Consider the following 25,444-nt stretch of genomic DNA (forward strand, 5'->3'; position numbering starts at 1 on the left):
TGACGATAGCGTTGGCACCCGGTTAACCAACGGTCGTTCGCAGGTACTCGGGCGAGAGCACGTTGAACCACAGCAGAATCATCGACACCAGAATGGTCACCATCACCAGCAGGCCGACGCCCCAGACGCAAGCCGAGTACAGCAGACCCTGTTCCTTGCGTTCATGCATAAACGTCGGCAAGCCAACGAACAGCAAGAACGTCGAATACACCGAAGCGGCCCCCAGTACCAGAATCGCCAGCCAGCGACTCGGATAGAGGCCGGCGATCCCAGCGACGAAGAACGGTGTCACGGTATAGGCGGCAAAGCCGATGCACTGGTTAAGCGTGGGGCGCGCGTCGAACGTACGCGACATCCAGCGGATGAACCCGCCGATGACGGCGACCCCGGCGACAATCGCCACATACAACAGAATGCTCAGTTGCAGTGCACTGGCGGTGCTCAAGCGTACTGTCTCGCCAGCTGCCAGACTCCAGCCGACATAGCTGGTGCCGAGGAACAGACACACGGCGGGAATCAGCGCCAATAGCAACAGATGCGCCAGATAGTGACGGGGATGGGCCTCTTCCTCGCGGCGGATGTCGGTCCAGGCGAAGTTGGGCTGGGTGAAGAGTTTGATAAGAGGGGCGGACATGACGACCTCCTGATCCTGCTGACCGGTTGGGGCTGTTACAGGTATGGAGGGACGTCATGCCGCCAGGTTCAGTTTTTTCTTGCGCCGCTCAGAGCATCGGCTTGCCGCCGGTGACGCCATAGCGCTGCCCGGTGATGTAACTGGCTTCATCCGAGGCCAGCAGCACGTAAATCGGCGCCACTTCCACCGGCTGCCCCGGTCGGCCAAGCGGGGTGTTGCCACCGAAGTTCTGCACTTCTTCATCGGGCATGGTCGAGACGATCAGCGGCGTCCAGATTGGTCCGGGGGCCACGCAGTTCACGCGGATTTGTTTCGGGCCGAGGATCTGCGCCAGACCGCCGGTGAAGTTGGCAATCGCGCCTTTGGTGGTGGCGTAGGCCAGCAGGGTTGGTTTGGGCATGTCCGAGTTGATCGAGCTGGTGTTGATGATCGAGGCGCCGGGGCGCATGTGTTTGATCGCCGCCTGGCACAGGCGGAAAATCGCGGTGATGTTGACATCGAAGGTCATCACCCATTCGTCATCGGGGATTTCTTCGAAGGTTTCGTGGGTCATCTGGAACGCGGCGTTGTTGACCAGAATGTCGATGCGCCCGAAGCGCTCAACGGTCTTGTCCACCAGTTCCTGGCAATGGGCCTTGTGCGCGAGGTCGCCGGACAACAGCAGACACTGGCGGCCCGCCTGTTCGACCCAGCGCGCAGTCTCTTTGGCGTCGTCATGTTCATTCAGATAGGCCACGACGACATCGGCGCCTTCACGGGCGAAGGCAATCGCCACCGCACGGCCGATGCCGCTGTCGGCGCCGGTGATCAGCGCAATCTTGCCGGCGAGCCGCCCGGAACCGACGTAGGTCTGCTCGCCACAATCGGGGTAGGGCTGCATGTTGCTTTGCAAGCCCGGCACGGCTTGAGCTTGTTTGGGGAAGGGTGGTTTTGGGTAATCGGTCATCACAAATCTCCGAGGTTCTCAGGGCAGGTATGGGCGGTTGACCCGGACGGTTTGCCGTGAGTTCGATCGGATTTGCGCTGCACACCAACAGCAAACACAAACCCCCTGTAGGAGCTGCCGCAGGCTGCGATCTTTTGACTTTGGTTTTTTAAAACAAGATCAAAAGATCGCAGCCTGCGACAGCTCCTACAGGGGAGGCGGTGTTTTCAGGTATTGCGCTGGGTCAGGGCATGCTCCATGCGGCGGATGCCTTCTTCGAGAAGTGACCGCGGGCAGCCGAAGTTCAGGCGCACGAACTGTTGGTGCTGATCACCGAAATCCAGTCCGGCGCTGAGGCCGACTTTGGCCTGTTCGAGGAAAAACTGCTGCGGGTTGTCCAGGTCCAGCGCCGAGCAATCGAGCCACGCCAGATAGGTCCCTTGCGGCACATTGAGGGTCACGCCCGGCAAGCGGCTGCGCACCGCATCCACCAGCCAGTCACGATTGGCCTGCAGATAGGTTTTCAGTTCGGCCAGCCACGGCGCACCTTCGCTGTAGGCGACGCGGGTGGCTTCCATGCCCAGCGGGTTGACGCTGTCGACCATGCCGCAACGGGCGTGGTTGACGCGCTCGCGCAGGGCGGCGTCCTGGATGATCATGAACGAGGTCTTGAGGCCGGCAATGTTGTAGGCCTTGCTGGCCGACATCAGGGTGATGGTGCGCTTGGCGATTTCCGGGCTCAGGGAGGCGGTCGGAACGTGCACGCGGCCGTCGAAGCACAGCTCGGCGTGGATCTCGTCGGAGATGATCCAGGCGTCATGCGCCAGGCAGATGTCGGCGATATCCGTCAGCTCTTGGGCGCTGAACACCTTGCCGATCGGGTTGTGCGGGTTGCTCAGGAGCAGCGCACCGCCATTGGCCAGGGACTGACTCAACGCATCCAGCGGAGTGGCGTAGGTACCCCCGGCCTGGGCGACGAATTCCAGCTCGACCTTGTTCAGCCCCCAATGCCCCGGCGCGTGACGCAACGGCGGATAGTTCGGCACTTGCACCACGACGTTCTGCTGCGGCTGCACGAGGGCTTTCAAAGCCATGTTGAAACCGGATTCAACGCCCGGCAGAAAGATCAGCTCCTGCGGTTTGACCTGCCAGGCGAACTTGTTCCACAGGTCGGCGACGATGGCTTCACGCAGATTGTCCTGCGCCACGCTGTAGCCCACCAGCGGGTGCAACAGGCGTTGTTGCAATGCCTCGATGATCACCGGCGGCGCGGCGAAATCCATATCAGCGACCCACATCGGCAAGACGTCGGCCGGGTAGCGGCTCCATTTGGTGCTGCCGGTATCGTGGCGGTCGAATACCTGATCAAAATCGAAAGTCATGCGCGGTCTCGTGAAGGCGGGGTTGGTTCTGGGCGCCATTCTAAGCCCAACGCGACCCCTGTGGGAGCTGGCTTGCCAGCGATGGCGTCGTCACTGTCGCTATTAGTGTTGACTGATCCACCGCTTTCGCTGGCAAGCCAGCTTCCACAGGGTTTTGCGTTCATTGGCCAATAGACCGACAAACGGCCGACGGTCGGTTTTCACACAGAGCATGTGGTCATTGTCTACAGTGAAATAGCCGGCAGCCATTCTGCCGTAACCGTGTTTGTCCAGAAAAAGCCCGGCTCAAGTACCGGGTTCCACCTGATCAGGAGTGCACGATGGATCTCAGCCGTCGTCAATTCTTCAAGGTCGCCGGTATCGGCCTTGCAGGCTCTAGCCTGGGCGCGTTGGGCATGGCCCCGACGCAGGCCTTCGCCGAGCAGGTGCGTCACTTCAAGCTTGCCCACACTCATGAAACCCGCAACACCTGCCCGTATTGCTCGGTCGGTTGCGGGTTGATCATGTACAGCCAGGGCGATGCCGCGAAGAACGTCGCGCAAAATATCATCCATATCGAGGGCGACGCCGACCACCCGGTCAACCGCGGCACCCTGTGTCCAAAAGGCGCGGGCCTGCTGGACTTCATTCACAGCCCCGGCCGCTTGCAATACCCGCAGGTGCGCAAACCCGGCAGCAGCGAATGGACGCGGATCAGTTGGGATGAAGCGCTCGATCGTATCGCCGACCTGATGAAGGCCGACCGCGACGCCAACTTCATCGAGAAAAATGCCAACGGGCAAACGGTGAACCGTTGGGTCTCCACCGGGTTCCTCGCGGCGTCGGCAGCGTCCAACGAAGCGGGCTACATCACCCAGAAGGTGATTCGCAGTCTCGGCATGCTGGGGTTCGATAACCAGGCGCGTGTCTGACACGGCCCGACGGTGGCAAGTCTTGCCCCGACGTACGGCCGTGGTGCCATGACCAATACCTGGACCGATATCGCCAACGCGAATCTGATCCTGGTGATGGGTGGCAACGCAGCAGAAGCGCATCCGTGCGGCTTCAAATGGGTGACCGAGGCCAAAGCGCACAACGCTGCCCGGCTGATCGTGGTCGACCCGCGTTTTACCCGGACCGCTTCGGTGGCCGACTATTACGCGCCAATCCGCACCGGTACCGACATCGCCTTCATGGGCGGGTTGATCAATTACTTGCTGACCGAGGACAAGATTCAGCACGAGTACGTGCGCAACTACACCGACGTTTCGTTCATCGTCAAAGCCGGGTTCAGCTTCGAAGACGGCCTCTTCAGCGGCTATGACGCGGCCAAGCGCAGCTACACCGACAAATCCGGCTGGGGTTACGAGCTGGGCGAGGACGGCTTCGTCAAGGTCGACCCGACCCTGCAGGACCCGCGCTGTGTCTATCAATTGATGAAGCAGCATTACAGCCGCTACAACATTGATCTGGCGAGCCAGATCTGTGGGATGCCGGTCGAGGCGATGAAAAAGATCTGGGAAGAAATCGCCACTTGCTCGATCCCGGGCAAGACCATGACCATTCTCTACGCCCTCGGCTGGACGCAACACTCGATTGGCGCGCAGATCATCCGCAGCGCGGCGATGGTGCAATTGCTGCTGGGCAACGTCGGCATGCCGGGCGGCGGGGTGAATGCCTTGCGCGGCCACTCGAACATTCAAGGCCTGACCGACCTCGGGTTGTTGTCCAACGCACTGCCGGGCTATCTGACCCTGGGCGGCGATGCCGAGCAGGACTACAACGCCTTCATCAAAAAGCGCACACAAATGCCGCTGCGTCCGGGGCAACTGTCTTACTGGCAGAACTACAGCAAGTTCCACGTCAGCCTGATGAAGGCGTGGTACGGCGCCAACGCCACCGTCGAGAACAATTGGCTCTATGACCATTTGCCGAAACTCGACATTCCCAACTACGACGTGCTGAAAATGTTCGACCTGATGAGCCAGGGCAAGGTCAACGGCTACATGTGCCAAGGCTTCAACCCCATCGCCGCGTTGCCGGACAAGAACCGGGTCATGGGTGCACTGGCCAAACTCAAGTGGCTGGTGGTGATGGATCCGCTGGCCACCGAAACCTCGGAGTTCTGGCACAACGTCGGGCCGTACAACGACGTGAAAAGCGTGGAGATCCAGACCGAAGTGATTCGCCTGCCCACCACTTGCTTCGCCGAGGAGGACGGCTCGCTGGTCAACAGCAGCCGCTGGCTGCAATGGCACTGGAAGGGCGCCGACGGCCCCGGCGAAGCGCGAACTGACATTCGCATCATGAGCGAACTGTTCCTGCGCCTGCGCAAGCGTTATCAGGCCGAGGGCGGCAAATTCCCCGATCCGCTGCTGAAACTGTCGTGGCCGTACAAGATCGCCGATGAACCCTCGCCGGAAGAACTGGCGAAGGAAATCAACGGCAGCGCCATGGCTGACTTCACCGATGCCAGTGGCGCGACGGTCAAGGCCGGTTCGCAACTGGCCGGGTTCGGCTTGCTCAAGGATGACGGCAGTACCGCGTCCGGTTGCTGGATCTTCGCCGGCAGCTGGACCGAGGCTGGCAACCAGATGGCCCGGCGTGACAACGCCGACCCGTATGGCATGCAACAGCATCAGGGCTGGGCCTGGGCGTGGCCGGCCAACCGGCGGATTCTCTACAACCGCGCTTCGGCAGACGTCGCGGGCAAACCGTGGGATCCGAAAAAACGTCTGGTGTGGTGGAACGGCAAGGCTTGGGGCGGCACCGATGTCCCGGACTACAAGGCCGATGTGCCGCCGGAAGCCGGAATGAACCCGTTCATCATGAACCCCGAAGGCGTGGCGCGGTTCTTCGCCGTCGACAAGATGAACGAGGGGCCATTTCCCGAGCACTACGAGCCGTTCGAAACGCCCATCGGCATCAACCCGCTGCACCCGCAGAACAAGAAAGCCACCAGCAACCCGGCGGCGCGGATCTTCGACTCGGTCTGGGAAAGCCTCGGCGAAGCCAAGGACTTCCCGTACGCCGGCACCAGTTACCGGCTGACCGAACACTTTCACTTCTGGAGCAAGCATTGCAAGTTGAATGCGATTGCCCAGCCCGAGCAGTTCGTCGAAATCGGCGAAGTGCTGGCGAAGGAGAAGGGCATCGCCGCCGGAGACCGGGTGCGGGTCAGTTGCAAGCGCGGGTTCATCGAGGCGGTGGCGGTGGTGACCAAACGCATCCGGCCGCTGCAGGTCAACGGCCAGGTGGTGCATCAGATCGGCATCCCGCTGCACTGGGGATTCACCGGTCAGACGCGTCACGGTTACCTGACCAACACCCTGGTGCCGTTCCTCGGCGATGGCAACACACAGACCCCGGAATCCAAGTCATTCCTGGTCAACGTGGAGAAACTGTAAATGGCCAGCCAAGACATCATTGCCCGCTCGGCCACCACCACGGTGCCGCCCTCGGTGAGGAATCAGGAGGCGGTGGCCAAGCTGATCGACACCACCAAATGCATTGGCTGCAAGGCCTGCCAGGTCGCCTGCTCGGAATGGAACGAGCTGCGCGACGAGGTCGGCCACAACCACGGCACCTACGACAACCCGCAGGACCTGAGCGCAGAAACCTGGACCTTGATGCGCTTCACCGAACACGAAACCGACGCCGGTAACCTGGAGTGGCTGATCCGCAAGGACGGCTGCATGCATTGCGCCGAGCCGGGTTGCCTGGCGGCCTGCCCAAGTCCCGGGGCGATCATCAAGCACGCCAACGGCATCGTCGATTTCGATCAGGATCATTGCATCGGTTGCGGTTATTGCATCACCGGTTGCCCGTTCAACATTCCGCGCATCTCGCAGAAAGATCACAAGGCCTACAAATGCACCTTGTGTTCGGATCGGGTGGCGGTAGGGCTGGAGCCGGCCTGTGTGAAAACCTGCCCGACCGGCGCCATCGTCTTCGGCAGCAAGGAAGACATGAAGGAGCACGCTGCCGAACGCATCGTCGACCTGAAAAGCCGTGGCTTCGACAACGCCGGGCTGTACGACCCGGAAGGCGTCGGCGGCACTCATGTGATGTACGTGTTGCATCACGCCGACACGCCGAAGATCTACGCCGGGTTGCCGGATGCACCGGCCATCAGTCCGCTGGTGGGCTTGTGGAAAGGCATCAGCAAACCGCTGGGCTTGCTGGCAATGGGCGCAGCGGTGCTGGCCGGGTTCTTCCACTACGTGCGTATCGGGCCGAATCGCGTCGAGGAGGATGAACATCCGACGCCACCTGATACCTCGGTGCACGTTGTCGATCCGGCGGTGCACACCTTCGACCCACGCGGGGAGGACCGGCCATGAGCAACAAGACGATCCTGCGCTACACCGCCAACCAGCGCACCAATCACTGGCTGGTAGCGATTCTGTTCTTCATGGCCGGGCTGTCGGGGCTGGCATTGTTTCATCCGTCGATGTTCTGGCTGACCCACCTGTTCGGCGGCGGACCGTGGACGCGGATTCTGCACCCGTTCATGGGCGTGCTGATGTTCGTGTTGTTCCTCGGCCTGGTGTTCCGTTTCTGGCGCGCGAACTTCTTCATCGACAACGACGGGAAGTGGCTGCGCCGCATCGACCGGGTGCTGGTCAACGATGAAGGAAGCGTGCCGCCGGTGGGCAAATACAACGCCGGGCAGAAGCTGCTGTTCTGGACTTTACTGCTGTGCATGCTCGGCTTGCTGTTCACCGGGCTGGTGATCTGGCGTGCGTATTTCAGCGCGTATTTCGGCATCACCGCGATTCGCTGGGCCATGCTCCTGCATGCGCTGGCCGGGTTTGTGCTGATCCTCAGCATCATCATTCACATCTACGCCGGGCTGTGGATCAAAGGTTCGGTGGACGCGATGCTGCATGGCTGGGTCAGCCGCGCCTGGGCCAGGAAACACCATGAACTCTGGTATCGCGACATCACCCGTAATGAACGCAATCCGGACATCCCGGAGCGACCGATGACCAAAAAGGGCTGACTTTTGCCAACCATTCTTGAACCCGGGGAAATCGAAGCGGCGGCCAGTTCGCCGCCGTTTCTGCACCTGCCGCCGCACAACCTGTTCACTTTGCGCGCCCAGCGTCTGGAGCAATTGGCTCATGGGCATCCGCTGGCTGATTACCTGCGACTGATCGCCGGATTGTGCCGGGCTCAGCAGCAGGTTTTCGATGATCCGCCGCTGACAGCACCGTTTGATCAGCAAAGGATCGAAGCCTGTCAGCAACATGGTTTACCGCCGTTCGCCGCCGACACACTGGTGCGCGAAGACGCTTGGCAGGCTTATCTGGATGCTTTATTGCAACGTTACGTGGCGCCCGAGCAACCCGCCGTAGTCGACGCGCTCGCTACACTGCGCAGCGCCAGTGCCGGCCAGTTGCGTGCGTGGGCGGTGGCGTTGGTCAGCGGTCAATACTCGATGGTGCCGGCGCAGTTGGTGCCGTTTCTCGGCGCCGGGCTGCAAGCGGCGTGGAGCCACTGGTTGCTCAGCGCACCGAACCTGCAACTGAAACCCGGCGACAGCCTCAGCCAATGCCCGGGTTGCGGCTCACCGGCGATGGCCGGGGTGATCCGCCATCGCGGCAAGCACAACGGTCTGCGTTATCTGGTGTGTTCGCTGTGCGCCTGTGAATGGCATGTGGTGCGGGTCAAGTGCGTGTATTGCGAGTCGAGCAAGGGGCTGGATTACCTGAGCCTTGAGGATGATCGCCACGCCGCCAATCAGGCGCCGATTCGGGCGGAGATGTGCCCGGGCTGCAACAGCTACCTGAAGCTGGTGTACCTGGAAAACGATGCCGAAGGCGAAGCGCTGTCGGCGGATCTCACCAGCCTGCTGCTCGACATGCGTCTGGCGCAGGACGGCTATCAGCGTCTGGCACCGAATCTGTTGCTGGCGCCGGGAGACGAATGACCAGAACGTCTACACTCGCCGGACAGTCTTGTTTTTTCGGGAGTGGCTGATGTCCGCAAGTGTGGCCCCGCGTTTACCGTCCATTGATGGGTTGTTACGTCACCCGGCCTGTCTGCCGCTGGCCGAGCGTTATGGGCGTGAGTCGTTGCTGGCCGGTTTGCGCCAGTTGCTCGATGAGTTGCGTTCCAGCGTATTGAACGGCCAATTGTCGGCGATTGAAATCAGCCCCGACGTGCTCGCCGGTCGCGTCGGCGAACGTCTGGCCCAGCAGCAGCGCAGCAACGTACGGCGGGTGTTCAACCTGACCGGCACGGTACTGCACACCAACCTCGGCCGGGCGTTGTTGCCCGAAGAAGCCATCGACGCGGTGCAGATGGCCGCGCGCTATCCGCTCAATCTGGAATTCGATCTGGCGACCGGCAAGCGCGGTGATCGCGACGACCTGATCGAAGGCCTGATCCGCGAGCTGACCGGCGCCGAAGCCGTCACCGTGGTCAACAACAATGCCGCTGCGGTGTTGCTGACACTCAACAGCCTCGGCACGCGTAAGGAAGGCATTATCTCGCGCGGCGAACTGATCGAGATCGGCGGCGCGTTTCGCATCCCCGACATCATGGCTCGCGCCGGCGTGCGCCTGCATGAAGTCGGCACCACCAACCGCACCCACGCCCGCGACTACGAAGCCGCGATCAGCCCACGCAGCGGCTTGATCATGCGCGTGCATGCGAGCAACTACAGCATCGAAGGCTTTACCGCCCGGGTGCCCACCGCCGAACTGGCCGAACTGGCCCATCGGCATGGTTTGCCGTTGCTGGAAGACCTGGGCAGCGGCAGTCTGCTCGACCTGACCCGCTGGGGCCTGCCAGCGGAGCCGACAGTAAGGCAGGCGCTGCTTGATGGCGCGGACATCGTTACCTTCAGTGGCGACAAATTGCTCGGCGGGCCGCAGGCCGGGTTGATTGTCGGGCGCAAAGACTTGATCGCGAAGATCAAAAAGAATCCGTTGAAGCGCGCCTTGCGGGTCGACAAGTTGACCCTGGCCGCACTGGAAGCTGTGCTTGGCCTGTATCGCGATCCGGATCGCCTCGCGGAACGGCTGCCGGGTTTGCGGCTGTTGACTCGTCCGCAAGCCGAGATCCTCGCCCAGGCTTGCCGTTTGCAACCGGCGATGGCTGGCGTCTTGGGTGAACCCTGGCAGGTCAGCGCCGTGCAGGCCTTGGGCATGATCGGCAGCGGCAGCCAACCAGTGGCGCGCCTGCCGAGTGCCGCGCTGTGTCTGCGTCCACAAGTGCCGAAACGCTTGCGCGGGCGTTGTCTGCTGAATCTGGAAGCGGCGCTGCGCGGGTTGCCGATCCCGGTGCTCGGGCGTATTGACGACGATGCGCTGTGGCTCGATCTACGCCAACTCGACGATGAACCGGCGTGGCTGGCGCAATTGCCGCAGTTGCAGGTCGAGTCGTGATCGTCGGCACCGCCGGGCACATCGACCACGGCAAGACTTCCTTGCTGCAAGCCCTGACCGGGCAAACCGGCGACCGCCGCCCGCAGGAGCGCGAGCGCGGGATGACCATCGACCTCGGTTATCTCTACGCGGAGCTGAAACCCGGTGCCGGGCTGACCGGGTTCATCGATGTACCGGGCCACGAGAAATTCACCCACAACATGCTCGCCGGGGCGCAGGGCATCGATCTGGTGTTGCTGGTGGTGGCGGCGGACGACGGGGTGATGCCGCAAACCCGTGAGCATCTGGCGATTGTGCAGTTGCTGGGCATTCCCCGGGCACTGGTGGCGATCACCAAATGCGACCGGGTCGAACCGGGCAGGGTGGAAGAGGTTGAACGCCAGGTACTCGACCTGCTGGAAACCGGGCCGTTTGCCGAGGCACCGATGCTGACGGTGTCGAGCGTGACCGGGCAGGGTGTCGATGAACTGCGCCAGAACTTGCTGCAAATTCAAAGCGAAGTCCATGAGCGCAGTCGCGAAGGTGGTTTTCGCCTGGCTATTGATCGTGCCTTCAGCGTGGCGGGCGCCGGGATTGTGGTGACTGGCACCGCGTTGTCGGGCGCCGTTTGCGTCGGCGATAAGCTCGCCCTCGGGCCATCCGGTAAAGCGGTGCGGGTGCGCGGGTTGCACGCGCAGAGTCAAACCGCCGAACAGGCCTTTGCCGGGCAACGGGTGGCGCTGAATATCAGTGGTGACCGGTTGACCCTGGAGCAGATTCATCGCGGCCAATGGCTGCTGGCCGAATGGCTGCACGCACCGACGCAACGGGTCGACATTGAGTTTCAACTGTTGCCCGGCGAGCGCACGTTCGAACACTTTCATCCGGTGCACGTGCACCTCGGCACTCAGGACGTGATCGCTCGCGTGGCATTGCTTGAAGGCCCGCGTCTGCGTGCCGGTGAGCGCATGTTCGCGCAACTGCTGATCAACGCGCCGGTGCACGCGGTGAAGGGCGACCGCCTTATTCTGCGTGACCAGAGCGCGCAACGCACCCTCGGTGGCGGTCAGGTGCTCGATCCGTTCGCCCCGGCCCGGCAGCGCCGCAGCCCGGAACGGCTGGGGCAGTTGCAAGCGCTGGCCGACAGCGACAGTCTTGAGCAGGCGCTGCCACTGCTGCTCGACCACAGCGCGGGCGGCCTCGATCCGCAACGGCTGGAGCGCCAGTTCAATCGCCAGCGTGATGACTGGACGCTACCGGCCAACGTGCGCCTGATCGATACCCGCCAAGGCCCGGTACTGTTCAACGTGCAGCGCTGGGGGCAATTGAAGTTCATTCTGTTGGAACAGTTGGCCAGACTGCATGAGCTGGAACCGGACCAGATGGGACCGGATCGCGATCGCCTGCGACGCTTCAGTGGTCTGGCGCTGGAGCGCTCGACCTTTGCCAGTCTGCTGGAAGAGCTGCGCAGCGCCGGATCGATCAACGCCAGCGGGCCATGGCTGCATCTGCCGGATCATCAGGTGCGCTTGAATGCCGAAGACGAAACCCTGTGGCAACGCATGCAGCCGCTGTTCGAAGAGGCCGGCTACGATCCGCCGTGGGTGCGCGATGCTGCGAAAATGCTCGGTGAAGACGACGCGGCGGTGCGCCTGCTGCTGCGCAAACTGGCGCGCCTGGGGCTGATGCACCAAGTGGTGCGCGATCTGTTTCTGCCTGCCGGGCAACTGCGGCGCATGGCCGATGTCCTGTTGCAGCTGGAGCAGGAAAATCCGCAGATCCAGGTGACAACTTTTCGTGATGCGCTAGGCTTGGGACGCAAACGCTGTATTCAGTACCTGGAATACTTCGACCGCGTCGGCCTGACCCGACGCATTGGCGAATCCCGCGTGATTCGCCACGATAATGCGCTGGCCAGTGCCGACGCACCCTGAGTTCAAAGGAAGGCAATCGCGCCCGGTGGCGCGGCCGGGCTTCAAACCCGGTTGGGGACGGCATCCGTTCCCGGGCAGGTTCGACTCCGGCTGCCTTCCGCCAATTACCGCAGCATTCACGACGCACTGAATCCCCTGTGGGAGCGAGCTTGCTCGCGAATGCGGTACGTCATTCAACATCTGTGTCGACTGATCGGGCGCTTTCGCGAGCAAGCTCGCTCCCACAGGGGATTGGGGTTTTCAGACTGGCGTGTACAGCAGGGTTTCGTTGTCGGTGGCTTCGTGTAGTTTTTCCAGTCGATGGATTCGTAGGGCGACGTCGGCTCTGAGTCTGGTTTTAACCACTCGCCATCAAAGCCCCAACGGATACTGAATCACCACATAAATCCGGTCGATATCATCGCCGGCCTGTGCCTCATTCGCTCGGTGCGAGACATGCGACAGCTGCACCGACAAATCCTTCGCCGCTCCCGATTGCACGATGTATTTCAGGTCGATATCCCGTTCCCAATGCTTGCCGCCAGCGCCTTGCTGCGGCTGATAGTCGCCGGTGTCGGCATCGAACGGGTTGTACGCGCCGCCCTTGGGCGCGTGGGTACCGTCGATGTGGCTGCCGCGAACATATCGGGTCATGAAGGTCAGGCCGGGGATGCCGAAGGCGCCGAGGTCGAGGTCGTAGCGTGCTTGCCAGGAACGTTCGCCGGCGCCGTTGAAGTCGGCGTATTTGATCGAGTTGGCGAGGTAGATCGAGTCGCCGCCCACGAAATCGAACGGCGTGTCGCCATTGATGCGTTGCCAGCCGAGCATGACCGCGTGCGGGCCGAAATTGTACTTGCCGGACAGGCTGAACGCCGTGTTATCGATGGCGCCGGCCAGCGCGCGGCCGGTATCGCGGGTCCGGTAGAGGTTGGCGTCGAGCAGCAGGCCGGACTGTTTGTAGTGCAGATTGGCGTAGTACTGATGCCAGGTGTCCGTCAGTTCCGAAGCGTACAGCGAACCGCCGACGGGGCTGTCGCCGTATAGATCCGCGCCGAGAAAACTGATTCCGCCGGCCTCGGTGGTGGCGCCGTAGCCGGAAAAGTCGCCGTGGCTTGAAGAACTGTCCTGATTCTTGAACGCGGTGAAGTGGCCAGCCGTGAAGTTTACGTTGTCGACTTCACGGCTGTTCAACAGCAAACCTGTGGCGTATTCCGGTTGCAGGCGTTTGTCCGAGGTGTCGAACACCGGGGTTTCCACGGTCATCTCGCCGAACGCGAGGGTCGTTCGCGAAACCTTGAGTTTGAACGCGCCGCCAGCACTGGAGTAGTTCTGTTCACTGCGACCGCTGCTGTCGACCGGCAACAGACCGGTGCCGGAATGACCTTTGCCGCCGTCGAGTTTCAGGCCGAGAAGGGCGTGGGCATCGATGCCAAAACCGACGCTGCCCGGTGTGTAGCCAGAGGTGAACGTGCCAATAAAACCCTGGGCCCACTCCTGCTTATAGTTTTTGCCGGCGGGCGAGGGCGAGCGGTAGTCGTTGCTCAGGAAGAAGTTGCGGCTCAGCACTTCGGTTTTGGCGTCGTTGAAGAAGTCGCTGGCGAAAACAGTGTCGGTCGCTGCACAAAGCAGGGCCAACAGTGCAAAGCGTGGTGTCGAGGGAGCCATCGAGAGAGACCGACAATCAGGGAAAGTCTCCGATGATGGGCACGATCAACCGGGCCGGATTGAGCCGATGTGCTGAGTTCAACCGAGTGCCCTTGTGGGAGCTAGCCTGCTAGCGAAGGCGGCCTGCCAGTCGACATTGATGTTGAATGACACTCCGCTTTCGCTAGCAGGCTAGCTCCCACAGGGGGTATGGGCTACAGGCGGCCGTATTCGCGAGCGGTACGATCCACGGCGATGCGCGTTTTGTCGACCAGCTCATCCAGCTCCGCACGCGTGGCAATCAATGCGGGGGCCATGATCATTCGGCCCAGCGTCGAACGAATGATCAGGCCTTCTTCAAAACCAATGGTGCGGCAGCGCCAGGCGATGTCGTTCTCGTTGGCAAAGCGCTTGCGGGTGGCTTTGTCTTCGGCGAACTGCAATGCCGCCACCAGCCCGACGCCCTGAATCTCGCCCACCAGCGGATGGTTGCCGAACACTTCGCGCAGGCAGCTTTGCAGGTACGGGCCGGTGTCGTTTTTTACCTGCGTGACCACGCCTTCATCGCGCAGGGCCTTGAGGTTGGCGATCGCCACCGCCGCCGCCACCGGGTGACCGGAGTAGGTCAGACCATGGGCGAACACGCCGCCTTTTTCCACCAGCGCTTCGGCCATGCGTCGCGACAGGATCAGGCCGCCCATGGGGATGTAGCCGGAGGTCAGGCCTTTGGCGATCGACAGCGTGTCCGGTTCAAAACCGAAGGCCTGGTGCGCAAACCATTCGCCGGTGCGACCAAACCCGCCAATCACTTCGTCGGCGCACAGCAACACGTCGTACTTGCGGCAGATGCGCTGGATTTCCGGCCAGTAGGTGGCGGGCGGGATGATCATGCCGCCAGCGCCCTGGAACGGTTCGGCGACGAACGCGGCGACCTTGTCGGCGCCCAGTTCAAGAATCTTGTCTTCCAGTTGCCGTGCGGCGCGCAGGCCGAACGCTTCCGGGCTGAGGTCGCCTTCATGGGCGAACCAGTACGGCTCATCGATGTGCGCGACGTCAGGGATGGTGCCGCCCATTTCGTGCATGAATTTCATGCCGCCCAGCGCCGTCGCGGCCAGCGTCGAGCCGTGGTAGCCGTTCCAGCGGCCAATCATGATTTTCTTCTCGGGCTGGCCCATCACCTGCCAGAACTTGCGCACGGTGCGGATCAGCACTTCGTTGGCTTCGGAGCCGGAGTTGGTGTAGATCGCGTGGCTGTAGTGCCTGGGCAGCAGGCTGAACAGCAGTTCGGAGAGCTCGATCACCTGCGGGTGAGTGGTGTGGAAGAACATGTTGTAGTAGGGCAGTTGTTGCAGCTGCGCGGTGGCCGCGGCGGCCAGATCCTTGCGCCCGTAACCGAGGTTGGTGCACCACAGCCCGGACATGCCGTCCAGGTAGCGCTTGCCGTCGTTGTCCCACAGCGCCAGGCGATCCCCGCTGACCATCACCCGCGGGCCTTCCTCGTTGAGCGCCTTCTGGTCGACGAAGGCGTGAATGTGGTGGGCGGCGTCGGCGGCCTGGTAATCGCGGGTACTGCGGGTCGGATCGAATACGGCGGACATGGCGGTTCTCCAGAGAAACGGGGCAAGTGAGTGCGCGTTCATTCCAGCGGTGCACGGCTAATATTTGTCACTTAAAAATATTTTTGTAAAGAAAATATTTGTCGGTGAAAAAAGAAATCCGTAGGCTGATGGCCATCAGCAAGACAGGACACCAGCACCATGAGCGGGCTCAGAGAACGGCAAAAGGAACAGCGCAGGGAAGTCATCGCACAGGCAGCGCTGGAGTTGTTCATCAGCAACGGCTTCGGCGCGACCACGCTGGAGCAAATCGCCAATCAGGCCGGGGTTTCCGCGCCAACGGTGGTCAATTATTTCGGCGGCAAACAGGAAATTTTGCTGGCCTTGCTCAAACAGCCGGACGAGCAGGCGATGCGTGTTGCGCGGGCCAATCTGGACGCCGACAGTGATCCGCTGGAGGCGCTGTGCGAGTTCGAAGGCTTGATGACCGACTACCAACTGCAAGCAATGCCGGCCTCGCTGTGGCGTGAATTGGCGCCGTTTCTGCTGACCGGCGAGCTGGCTCAGGCGATGAGTCCGTGGAATGCGGCGGTGATCGAAGAAACCAAAGCGCTGCTCGGGCATTTCCAGACACAGGGCAAGCTGCGTGCGTCGGTCGATCTGGACGTGGCGGCGACGCTGTTCAACCAGTACGCGAACATGGCGTTCATCCGTTTGGCGACCCAGGAAGTACCGGACCGGCCGGCGCATGCCTTGCACATGCGCGGGGTGCTGACGCTGTTGTGTCACGGCATGCTGGAGGGTTGAGCGGGAGTTACAGATCCGGACCGTCGCGCCGGGCGGTATGGGTACCTGTCAACTCTGACAGTTATGCGGCCAGTCAAAGAGCCCTAGGCTTGGGGAGCCCTTTGTTCGGGGACGATCCACTGGCTGGATAACCAAGGAGTGCCGACATGACACCTACATTGCTGCGTCACACGACGGGACGGGTCGAGGCAACGATCAACGAACAACCGTCTTTGAGTTTCCTTGCAGAAACAGACCTCAAGGTCACTATCGTTGGGGCCAAGTACAAAGTTGCGGCCAGAATGCCGCTGGAAAACAACCGTGAGCGGTACATTGATCTCTCTTTTCCCTCTGACCTTGCAGGCGATGGTCGGGAATACTCTTTTCCACTGACCCCATCCTCTGAGGCACAGGGTCGCTACTCACGCTTCCCGGAAAACGAATCCCTGGCGTCGAATGAAGGTTCGCTGCAGGTGCATTTCGACACCACGCAAAGGCGCTTGTGGGGCACGTTCGATTACCGTGTCGGCTCTGGCGACTTGAGATTCGAAATAAGCAAAGGCAATTTCGATCTCTTTGGCTTCGACACTGCAAAACCGGGAGGCACCGGTACATTCACGGGAACGGTCGACAAACAGACCTTCGACGCGAGTGAAGTGGGTATACGACGTGTAGACGACATCGGACTGCCCGAGCCCTACCTTGAGGTCATTGGCCGTACCCGACCCGCCGTTGGCGCCGAGCATATCGCCATCCAGATCGACACTGACGTGAATGGGCTGCGACACACACTCGGACGCGACGATAGCCAAGTGCGGGCGCTTTACTTTCACTCGCTATCAGGATTTTTTCTCGCCACCAGCGGTGAAGTGAACTTTGACGCCTTGCCCACGCCAACTCAGGCAAAAGGCACGATAGTAAAAGGCATCTTCCAACAAAACACGGAACAACTCCGCGAGATCGACTGCACATTCGATATCACCGAAAACCCGACCGGTAATGGGTGAGGCAACGGGGGGAGGCTGCCAGAGGGCGAACGATGGCAATCAAGAATTATCGTCATCACCCTCATCCTGCAAGCCGATCTGACAACCGTTCAGCGCTCAACTACGCTGCCTTACGTATTCCTCTGACACCCGGGCGTAAGGAAACACGCGCATGCGAAGCAGGCTGCTGGCGGTAGCGATGATGGTGTGTGCCTTGCTCGAGTCCGCAGGTGGCTGGGCGCTTGAGGAGACGGCAAAACCTGCGAATGAAGCGGTGGAGCTGAAGGTCGCCAACCGCAGCATCATGCTGTTTCGCGCGACGCTGCTGGGCGAATCGCCGGCGACCCGCGTCAAGCGAGCGAAGACGGTCATCACCGAGGCGCTGGACGAGTCGGAGAATCTGACGGTCTCGATCGACCCGATCCAGAACAGCTACATGGTTTTACTGGGCGACAAGCGCGCGTTCATCGTCGCGCCCAAGGACGTTGATGGTCTCGAGTACGCCTCGGTGCAGCAGGCTGCCGAAGGCGCTGCCGAGAAACTGCGCCAGGTGGTCACTGAAACCGGGGAGGCGCGCAGCCTGCACCTGATCCTCAGGTCTCTGGCGCTGGCGGCAGCGTCAACCGTGATCTATGTCGGCTTGCTCTGGTGCCTGGCCTACCTGCGTCGCAAGTTGCTGAGCAAATTGCCCGAGCTGATGGAGCGCCATACCCAGGTGCTGAAAATCGGGCGGGTGCAGTTGATCGACGCCAATTTCCTTTATCCGTTGGTCAGTCGCCTGCTGTTGGTGCTGCGTTGGCTGGTGATTGCGCTACTGACCTACGAATGGCTCGGGTTTGTCCTGTCGCGATTTCCCTATACCCGGCCATGGGGTGAAAGCCTCAACAACTATCTGTTCGAGTTGGCCGGCTATCTGCTGGATGGCATTGTCGGGGCTATTCCCGGACTCGGCGTGGCGTTGGCCATTTTCTTTATCGCCCGTGGGGTGACGGCGTTTGCCCGGCGCATTTTGCGGCGCATGGCGACCCCGGGCACCTTCAGTTGGCTGAACCATGAGACCCTGCAACCGACCCAACGCCTGACCTCGCTGGCCATCTGGCTGTTTGCCCTGGCGATGGCGTATCCGTATCTGCCGGGCGCCGGCACCGATGCGTTCAAGGGCTTGTCGGTGCTGATCGGCCTGATGATTTCCCTCGGTGCCACCAGTGTGGTGGGGCAGGCGGCAGCCGGATTGATCCTGACCTACACGCGCACCTTGCGCCCCGGCGAGTTCGTCAGGATCGGCGAATATGAGGGCACCGTCACCGAGCTGGGCATGTTCACCACACGCATCCGCACCGGCTTGGGTGAAGTGCTGACGCTGCCCAATTCGATGATCACTGGCACCGTCACCAAAAACTACTCGCGCACCGTGAAGGGTCCCGGTTACGTGGTCGATACCGTGGTCACCATCGGTTACGACACCCCCTGGCGGCAGGTCGAGGCGATGTTGCTGGAGGCGGCCCGCCGCACGCCGGGTGTTCTGGAAGACCCGCCGGCTCAGGTGTTCCAGACTGCCTTGTCGGATTTCTATCCCGAATATCGCTTGGTGGCGCAGGCCATTCCGAGCCAGCCGCGCCCGCGTGCGGTGTTGCTGAGCATGCTTCACGCCAATATTCAGGATGTGTTCAACGAATATGGCGTGCAGATCATGTCGCCGCATTATCTGGATGACCCGCAGCAAGAGAAGCGAGTGCCGAAGGACAAGTGGTTCACGGCCCCCGCACAAAGGCCGGAGGGTGAGGATTTGCCTTAGTCAGTGCCGTTCTTTGGGGGCGTCAGCGCCGGATCGCGGCATACGACTTGCCCAGATCGCTGGCCCAGCCGTCCAGCACGCCTTTGACGTCATCGGCAGTCAGCACTTGTTTGTCGTTCTCCAGCGGTACGCCGGTGCCCTTGCGCACCACTTCGGCGACCACTTCGCCGGTGGAGCCGTCCTCGAACGAGACTTCGGTGGTGATTTCGCTGTCCTGATCGCGGATACCGGTGGCGGTGCTCACGCCGGCGGCAACCAGGGTCACCGGCAGCCATTCATAAAAGCGCAAGCCCTGGGTGCTGGCGGCGACGCGGGTAATCGCTGGTCTGACGGTCAGGGTGTTCGGGCCGGGTTGCGATACCAGGTGCATGACCTTGCCCAGTTCCAGCCTGAGCGCGGCGTCGTAGTAGTCGGTGACGCCGGACAGCGTGCTCAGCGGAACTCGCTCGGTCGGCGCGACGCTGGGGTAGAACTGACTGGGCGCCAGATAGGCCTGGGTGTAACGCCCTCGGGCCAGCGCCGGGCTGACCCAGCCCAGCACGCTCTGCCCGGATGGCGATGTGTGCTCGCTCAGCACGCTGTAATCGTGCAGGAATCCCGTGTACTTCTGCGGTTCAACGGTTTTGCTGCTGCAGGCCGACAGGCTCAGAGACGCTGTGCACATCAGTGTCATCAGGCAATGGCTTTTTATCATGCGAATCCTTGTTTTGCGCTTTTGACCCACGTCGTTCAAGCGCGGGCAGTGATTGGGGAGGAGAGCGGCGGGGTGTTGTCCGAGCATTCGATGTGCAGCTGGCCGTGGCTCATGATCCACTGGATGAGGTCGGCGGTCGGAATCGAATGCACGTACTCGACCCATTGCGAATCGCCGGGGCCGTACTGCTCGAAATAGCGGCGCAGGACGATACGGCTTTGGTCATCTGACAGGCCCAGGCAGAACTCCTGAAACAGCAACGGCGTATTCTGATCAGGCGCGCTGGTGCGCTGGCTGAGAATCAACGGATAGCGGGCGTCGTGGCCCTCGGCGGTGTACCTGTCGTGCAATGCGCTCATTGAATGCCCCCCGGTTGTCGATGACGAGCAGAGTGCCTGAGGGGTTTTGCCGCAGCATGTCCGCTTGATGTCCGCGACGAAGGAATGTTGCTCGATTGAAATATATGACCTGGCGGCCAGAATGGTTTTAGATGCGTTCTTTTTTGGCCTGAGGATCCTGTGCCCGTGAGCAGACTGCTGATCGTCGACGATGACGTGGAAATTCTCGCCCTGCTGAAGAAGTTCTTCGTCCAGCACGCCTACGAGGTCGATGTCGCCGCTGATGGCGCAGCGATGTGGGCGGCGATTGCCCAGCAGCGCCCGGACACAATCATTCTCGACCTGATGCTGCCCGGTGAAGGTGGCCTGAGCCTGTGCCAGAAAGTGCGGGCGCAGATGGGCATTCCGATCATCATGCTGACTGCCATGGGCGAATTGAGCGACCGGATTGTCGGCCTCGAACTGGGCGCCGACGACTACGTGACCAAACCGTTCGCCCCGCGTGAACTGCTGGCCCGCCTGCGCGCCGTGCAGCGTCGTGCCGGTGAGCAGCTCAGCCCTGTCAGCGAACCTTCGCGACCGGTGATTGCTTTTGCCGGTTGGCATCTGGATATCACTTGTCGCGAGCTGCGCTCCCCGGAAAACGTGATGATTCCGCTGTCCGGTGGCGAGTTCGATCTGCTGGTGGTGTTTCTCGATCACCCGCAACGCATTCTCACCCGCGAGCAACTGATCGACCTGTCTCGCGGTCAGGGCCACGACGCCTTTGATCGCAGCATCGACGTGCAGGTCAGCCGCTTGCGCCGCAAGATCGAGCCGGACAGCAAGCGTCCGGACCTGATCCGCACCGTGCGCAACGGCGGTTACCTGTTCACCGCCAAGGTCACGCGCGCATGATCCATCGCTTCCTGCGCCGTGATCCGCTGAGTCGGCGGATCGCCCTGACCATCGTCGCGGCCATGCTGGCTTCGCTGGCGCTCAATTTTCTGTTCGTGGAGGTGGCCGGGACCTGGGCGCGGCCACCGATTGAGCGCACCGGGTTGCTGGAGCAGATTGCGGCGACCGTCAAGGTGATCGAGGCTGCACCTGCGCCTTTACGCCCGAAACTCGCGCACGCGGCAACCGGCCCGACGCAGGAGGTGACGTGGAGTGCGCAACGTGACGCGCTCGGATTGCCTGCGGGAGGAACGCAGCTGATCGCCAACAAGACCTCGGGGTTGCATCAGTTGCTGGGTGATGAGCGAGACATTCGAGTGTTCAATCCCGCCGACTGGCCGAGCGGCAGTCCGCTGGCGCGCTACGCGGCGCTGATTCAACTGCCGGATGCCAGCTGGTTGTTGTTCTCCTCGCCTGAACGCTCCTGGGGCCTGGACATCGGCACACGCATCGCGATCATCATCGCCCTCGGTCTGATCGCCACCGTGCTGGTGGCCTGGCTGGCCACGCAGCAACTGGCCAAACCGCTGCAACGCTTTGCCAGTGCCGCCCGCCGCTTTGGCGGTGATCTGCGCGCGCCGCCGATCAAAGTCGAAGGCCCGGACGAGATCCGCCAGGCCATCATCGCGTTCAACACCATGCAGGCGCAGATCCAGCACTACATCAGTGAGCGTACGCACATGCTCGCGTCGATCTCCCACGACTTGCGTGCGCCGCTGACCCGCATGCGCCTGCGCAGCGAGTTCATGGAGGACTTTGATCATCAGGGCAAACTGATCCGCGACATTGAAGAAATGCAGTCGATGATCAATGCCGCGCTGGCGTTCTTTCGGGAAGACACTCAGCCGGAACAGAGCACCGCATTCGACCTGTCGGAGTTGCTGCAGACCATCATCGACGACTACCGCGACCAGAACATCGCCATCGATTTCCATGGCCCGGCGCATCTGGTCTACGAAGGTCGCCCGCTGGGAATCAAGCGTGTGATCGTCAATCTGCTGGAAAACGCCGAAAAGTATGCGCAGCAGCCGGCCATTACCTTGAGCAGCGATGGCTACAGCGTCTGCATTGACGTGAGCGACGAGGGGCCGGGGATTCCCGAAGCGTCGTTGCAGCGGGTGTTCGACCCGTTCTTCCGCCTGGAAACCTCGCGCAACCGGGAAACCGGTGGCGTCGGGCTCGGGCTGTCGGCGGCGCGGGCGATCGTGCGCGAGCAGGGCGGCGAACTGACGTTGAGCAATCGCAGCAGCGGCGGCTTGCAGGCTCGGGTTGAGTTGCCTCTGTAATACTTTGAAACATTTGCCCGTGACGGGCGGTCAACAGGACACATTCTCTGCAAGAAGCGTCCATGAAAACCCCACGGCCCTCCGCACGCCTCGAACCGCTCTCACAACTTCGCAATCTGAAAATGGCCCGTTCCGCGCACGCTTATGTGCGCGGCAGTACGGTGCAGTTTTATGAGTGGCTGCACAGCCAGCCCGGGCGCCGCCTGCCGAAAGGGCCGGCGGTGTGGATCTGCGGCGATTGTCATGCCGGCAATCTTGGACCGACCGGCGATCTGAAAGGGCGCATCGATATCCACATCCGCGACCTCGACCAGACGGTTATCGGCAATCCCGCGCATGACCTGGTGCGACTCGCACTGTCGCTGGCGACTGCCGCCCGGGGTTCCGATCTGCCCGGTGTGGCCACGGCGCGCATGCTCGAGGAGATGATGCGCGGCTACGAGCAGGCGTTTGAAGACGACGTCGACAAAGAGCCGCCACGCCCCGCGCAAGTCAAGGCCGGGATGCGCAGCGCAGTGCAACGCACGTGGAAGCATCTGGCCCAGGAACGCATCGAAAACACCAAACCGACCATTCCGCTGGGCAAGCACTTCTGGTCGCTGTCACGGGAAGAGCGCAGTGCGCTGAAGACCCTTTGCGCCACGCCAGATCTGCACACGCTGGTGACCTCATTGAAGGGGCGCAACAAGGACGACCGGGTGAAAATGCTCGATTCGGCCTATTGGGTCAAAGGCTGCAGTTCGCTGGGGCTCAAGCGTTATGCGGTGCTACTCGGTGTGGGCGAGGGTGATGACGAGGAATATTGCTTGCTCGACATCAAGGAGGCCGTTGCCGCCGCAGCCCCGCGCGTCGCCCGCACCGCGATGCCCCGCGACAACGGCAAACGTGTGGTCGAAGGCGCGCGTTTTCTCTCGCCGGGCCTGGGTAACCGGATGATCGCCACCCGGCTGCTCGACCATGGATTCTTCATCCGCGAACTGCTGCCACAAGACATGAAACTGGAGCTCGATCAGTTGAGCCAGACCGACGCGAAGCTCGCCGCCGGCTATCTGGCCCGTGTCGTGGGGCTGGCTCACGCCCGGCAGATGGACATGAGCACCCGCGCCTCATGGATGCGTGAACTGCAGGCGTGTCGCTCGAAGACTCTGGATGCACCGTCGTGGCTGTGGTCCAGTGTCGTGCAATTGGTGGGTCGTCATGAGAAAGGCTATCTCGAACATTGTCGGCGTTATGCGCTGGAGCATTGATCTGTGTGAGTGAAACAGTTGCCGGTTGCCGATATGAAATTTGTTCTGTAGATTTTCATGAAATTATAAGAAATAAATTTCATGAGGCGCCGAATGTTTCAGCAATCCCAGCAGCATGTCGCCAGTTATTACGCCCACAGTTGCGCCGATGTTCTCAGCACGCGGCCGGCGCTGGAACGCGCGCACGACGCGGAAGTGGTGATCATCGGCGCCGGATTCAGCGGGCTGCACACCGCGTTGCGTCTGGCTTTGGCCGGCAAGCGCGTCACTGTGCTCGAAGCCAGTCGCGTGGCCTGGGCCGCGTCGGGACGCAATGGCGGGCAGGCGATTCTGGGCTGGTCGTGCGACATGCCGCCGCTGGAAGCAGCGCTCGGCTATGAGCGCGCCCGTCGCCTATGGGACGGCATCCGCTGGGCCGCGCAGGAACTGCGTGAATTGCCCGTGCGACACGGTTTTGATTGCGACTATCGCCCCGGCCATTTGTGGACCTCGGTGATGCCGCGGCGAGTCAGCCTGCTGACTGAGTGGCAACACGAGGCCAGTCACAAATGGGGCCATGACGGCCTGCAATTCATTCCCCGTGAAGACCTGCCGCAATGGGTCGCCAGCGAACGCTATCAGGCCGGCCTGTACGACGCCGAAGGCGCGCACCTCAATCCGCTGAAACTCGCCCTCGGGCTGGCCGCCGCCATCGAGCGTGCTGGCGGGCGTATTCATGAGCAAAGCAAAGCGTTGAGTTATCAGCAGGAGGGCAATGGCTTCCGGGTCAATACCGAGCGCGGTTCGGTGAAGGCCGATGTACTGGTGCTGGCCTGCAATGCCTATCTCGATGAACTCGATCCGCAGCTCTCCAGCTGCATCCTGCCGGTCGGCACCTACCAGGTCGCCACCGCGCCACTGACCCCGGAGCAAGCCACGGCGTTGCTGCCGAGCAACGTCTGCGTGACCGACAACCAGTTCGTCCTCGACTACTTCCGCCGCACACCGGACAACCGCTTGTTGTTCGGCGGCGGCTGCACCTATCTGGGTGGCATGCCCAAGGACATTGCGGCGGCGACCCGGCCGTTTCTCGAACGGGTGTTCCCGCAACTCAAGGGCGTTGAATTGCAATTCGCCTGGGGCGGGCACATCGACCTGACCATGAACCGTACGCCGGATGTCGGCGGCGAGGGCAACCGTTATTGGCTTCAGGGTTATTCGGGGCATGGCGTGCTGCCGACACTGGCCGCCGCCCGCGCGGTGGCCGATGCAATTCTCGGCGAGACGGATGAACTGGCGTTGTATCAAGGCCTAAGCAATGGCCGTTTCCCCGGTGGCAAGCACTTCGCCGCACCGCTGGAAGCCATCGGCAAGGCCTGGTATCGGCTGCGCGATAGCATTTGATGAGATGTTGACCATGAACAAGCAAGAAGAAATCGCGGCGCTGGCGATCCTGATCCACGACCTGCGCAAGCACAAGAAATACACCCTCAAAGAGTTGGCCGACAAAATCGGCCGTTCGGTGGGGTTTCTCTCGCAAGTCGAACGCGGCCTGTCGCGCCCGACCGTGGCCGACCTCACCGCGATCAGCGAAACCCTCGGCGTGCCGACCACCTATTTCTACAGCCTGCCCAAACCCAGACAAGTGCCGTGGGTTACCCGCCCGGACGAGCGCCGCACGCTCTATTACGCCAGCGGCATTACCGACATTCTGGTGTCGCCGCAGATGCGTGCCTCGTTCTCGATGCTCGAAAGTCATCTGGAACCGGGCGCGAGCAGCGGTGACCGGCACATGAGCGACAGCTCGGAGCAGGGCGGTTACGTCCTCGAAGGCGAGCTGACCTTGTGGCTGGGCAACGACGACGAGCCGGTGACCTTGAGCGCCGGCGACAGCTTTCAATTCGACAGTCACACCCATTGCCGCTACGGCAACCTCACCGCGCAGCTCACCCGCGTGCTCTGGGTCTACACCTGATAACAACAAAGGA

At 61.7% G+C, this 25,444-nt stretch carries 21 protein-coding genes and 1 tRNA gene; 15 read left to right on the forward strand and 7 right to left on the reverse strand.

Going from position 1 to position 25,444, the window contains the following annotated elements; genetic code table 11:
* Positions 1-22: 22 nt before the first annotated feature.
* The 3 genes from L6D63_RS02945 to L6D63_RS02955 all read right to left on the reverse strand — a co-directional run bounded on the left by L6D63_RS02945 (position 23) and on the right by L6D63_RS02955 (position 2,941).
* Positions 23-634: a Yip1 family protein gene (locus tag L6D63_RS02945; RefSeq protein WP_121185548.1), complete on the reverse strand. Its 612-nt coding sequence runs from the start codon at positions 632-634 to the stop codon at positions 23-25.
* An 88-nt stretch (positions 635-722) separates the two neighbouring features.
* Positions 723-1,580 (reverse strand): glucose 1-dehydrogenase, encoded by an 858-nt coding sequence (locus L6D63_RS02950; RefSeq protein WP_131670469.1) that lies wholly within the window; start codon positions 1,578-1,580, stop codon positions 723-725.
* A 206-nt stretch (positions 1,581-1,786) separates the two neighbouring features.
* Positions 1,787-2,941 carry a MalY/PatB family protein gene (locus L6D63_RS02955; protein WP_047294527.1) on the reverse strand — a complete coding sequence of 385 codons (1,155 nt, stop codon included), beginning with the start codon at positions 2,939-2,941 and terminating at the stop codon, positions 1,787-1,789.
* Positions 2,942-3,261: 320 nt separating this feature from the next.
* On the opposite strand from L6D63_RS02955, the gene fdnG reads away from it, so the two are divergent.
* The 7 genes from fdnG to L6D63_RS02990 all read left to right on the forward strand — a co-directional run bounded on the left by fdnG (position 3,262) and on the right by L6D63_RS02990 (position 12,333).
* Positions 3,262-6,327 carry a formate dehydrogenase-N subunit alpha gene (gene fdnG, locus L6D63_RS02960; protein WP_143519843.1) on the forward strand — a complete coding sequence of 1,022 codons (3,066 nt, stop codon included), beginning with the start codon at positions 3,262-3,264 and terminating at the stop codon, positions 6,325-6,327.
* Complete coding sequence (fdxH, locus tag L6D63_RS02965; RefSeq protein WP_131670467.1) at positions 6,328-7,263, forward strand: formate dehydrogenase subunit beta; 936 nt, start codon at positions 6,328-6,330, stop codon at positions 7,261-7,263. It abuts the gene before it with no gap.
* Positions 7,260-7,925 (forward strand): formate dehydrogenase subunit gamma, encoded by a 666-nt coding sequence (locus L6D63_RS02970; RefSeq protein WP_131670465.1) that lies wholly within the window; start codon positions 7,260-7,262, stop codon positions 7,923-7,925. The genes fdxH and L6D63_RS02970 overlap by 4 nt, the downstream gene beginning before the upstream one ends.
* A gap of 3 nt (positions 7,926-7,928) precedes the next feature.
* Positions 7,929-8,855, forward strand: coding sequence for a formate dehydrogenase accessory protein FdhE (gene fdhE / locus L6D63_RS02975; protein ID WP_131670464.1), 927 nt, complete (start codon positions 7,929-7,931; stop codon positions 8,853-8,855).
* Positions 8,856-8,904: 49 nt separating this feature from the next.
* Positions 8,905-10,317 carry an L-seryl-tRNA(Sec) selenium transferase gene (gene selA, locus L6D63_RS02980; protein WP_131670463.1) on the forward strand — a complete coding sequence of 471 codons (1,413 nt, stop codon included), beginning with the start codon at positions 8,905-8,907 and terminating at the stop codon, positions 10,315-10,317.
* Positions 10,314-12,230: a selenocysteine-specific translation elongation factor gene (gene selB, locus L6D63_RS02985; RefSeq protein ID WP_047294513.1), complete on the forward strand. Its 1,917-nt coding sequence runs from the start codon at positions 10,314-10,316 to the stop codon at positions 12,228-12,230. Before selA ends, selB begins: the two co-directional genes overlap by 4 nt.
* 7 nt (positions 12,231-12,237) lie before the next feature.
* A tRNA-Sec gene (locus L6D63_RS02990) sits at positions 12,238-12,333 on the forward strand.
* 248 nt (positions 12,334-12,581) lie between these two features.
* On the opposite strand, the gene L6D63_RS03000 is transcribed toward L6D63_RS02990, so the two are convergent.
* Entirely contained in the window at positions 12,582-13,874 is a 1,293-nt protein-coding gene (locus tag L6D63_RS03000) for an OprD family porin (protein ID WP_131670462.1), read from the reverse strand.
* 194 nt (positions 13,875-14,068) lie between these two features.
* Positions 14,069-15,451: an aspartate aminotransferase family protein gene (locus tag L6D63_RS03005; RefSeq protein ID WP_131670461.1), complete on the reverse strand. Its 1,383-nt coding sequence runs from the start codon at positions 15,449-15,451 to the stop codon at positions 14,069-14,071.
* A 159-nt stretch (positions 15,452-15,610) separates the two neighbouring features.
* On the opposite strand from L6D63_RS03005, the gene L6D63_RS03010 reads away from it, so the two are divergent.
* The 3 genes from L6D63_RS03010 (at position 15,611) to L6D63_RS03020 (ending at position 18,976) form a co-directional block, all read left to right on the forward strand.
* Positions 15,611-16,216 (forward strand): TetR/AcrR family transcriptional regulator, encoded by a 606-nt coding sequence (locus tag L6D63_RS03010; RefSeq protein ID WP_131670460.1) that lies wholly within the window; start codon positions 15,611-15,613, stop codon positions 16,214-16,216.
* A 146-nt stretch (positions 16,217-16,362) separates the two neighbouring features.
* On the forward strand, positions 16,363-17,202 hold the full coding sequence (locus L6D63_RS03015) for a hypothetical protein (protein ID WP_131670459.1): 840 nt from the start codon (positions 16,363-16,365) through the stop codon (positions 17,200-17,202).
* A 151-nt stretch (positions 17,203-17,353) separates the two neighbouring features.
* Positions 17,354-18,976: a mechanosensitive ion channel family protein gene (locus L6D63_RS03020; RefSeq protein ID WP_131670458.1), complete on the forward strand. Its 1,623-nt coding sequence runs from the start codon at positions 17,354-17,356 to the stop codon at positions 18,974-18,976.
* Between the two features lie 22 nt (positions 18,977-18,998).
* On the opposite strand, the gene L6D63_RS03025 is transcribed toward L6D63_RS03020, so the two are convergent.
* Complete coding sequence (locus L6D63_RS03025; RefSeq protein ID WP_373873755.1) at positions 18,999-19,640, reverse strand: DUF3313 domain-containing protein; 642 nt, start codon at positions 19,638-19,640, stop codon at positions 18,999-19,001.
* A 65-nt stretch (positions 19,641-19,705) separates the two neighbouring features.
* The gene (locus L6D63_RS03030) at positions 19,706-20,029 is read right to left on the reverse strand and encodes a hypothetical protein (protein ID WP_047294501.1); all 324 of its coding nucleotides are present in this window, start codon (positions 20,027-20,029) and stop codon (positions 19,706-19,708) included.
* Positions 20,030-20,194: 165 nt separating this feature from the next.
* Between L6D63_RS03030 and L6D63_RS03035 the strand changes: the two genes are divergently transcribed.
* From L6D63_RS03035 to L6D63_RS03055, 5 genes are all read left to right on the forward strand, one after another.
* Positions 20,195-20,905: a response regulator gene (locus L6D63_RS03035; RefSeq protein WP_047294499.1), complete on the forward strand. Its 711-nt coding sequence runs from the start codon at positions 20,195-20,197 to the stop codon at positions 20,903-20,905.
* Positions 20,902-22,230 carry an ATP-binding protein gene (locus L6D63_RS03040; RefSeq protein WP_131670456.1) on the forward strand — a complete coding sequence of 443 codons (1,329 nt, stop codon included), beginning with the start codon at positions 20,902-20,904 and terminating at the stop codon, positions 22,228-22,230. The genes L6D63_RS03035 and L6D63_RS03040 overlap by 4 nt, the downstream gene beginning before the upstream one ends.
* Positions 22,231-22,292: 62 nt before the next feature.
* Complete coding sequence (locus L6D63_RS03045) at positions 22,293-23,477, forward strand: DUF2252 family protein (RefSeq protein WP_121185517.1); 1,185 nt, start codon at positions 22,293-22,295, stop codon at positions 23,475-23,477.
* A 93-nt stretch (positions 23,478-23,570) separates the two neighbouring features.
* Positions 23,571-24,860 (forward strand): NAD(P)/FAD-dependent oxidoreductase, encoded by a 1,290-nt coding sequence (locus L6D63_RS03050; RefSeq protein WP_131670455.1) that lies wholly within the window; start codon positions 23,571-23,573, stop codon positions 24,858-24,860.
* Positions 24,861-24,873: 13 nt separating this feature from the next.
* Positions 24,874-25,431 (forward strand): helix-turn-helix domain-containing protein, encoded by a 558-nt coding sequence (locus L6D63_RS03055; RefSeq protein WP_121185513.1) that lies wholly within the window; start codon positions 24,874-24,876, stop codon positions 25,429-25,431.
* Positions 25,432-25,444: the final 13 nt, after the last annotated feature.

Source organism: Pseudomonas parakoreensis, from assembly GCF_021602155.1.
GTDB lineage: Bacteria > Pseudomonadota > Gammaproteobacteria > Pseudomonadales > Pseudomonadaceae > Aquipseudomonas > Aquipseudomonas parakoreensis.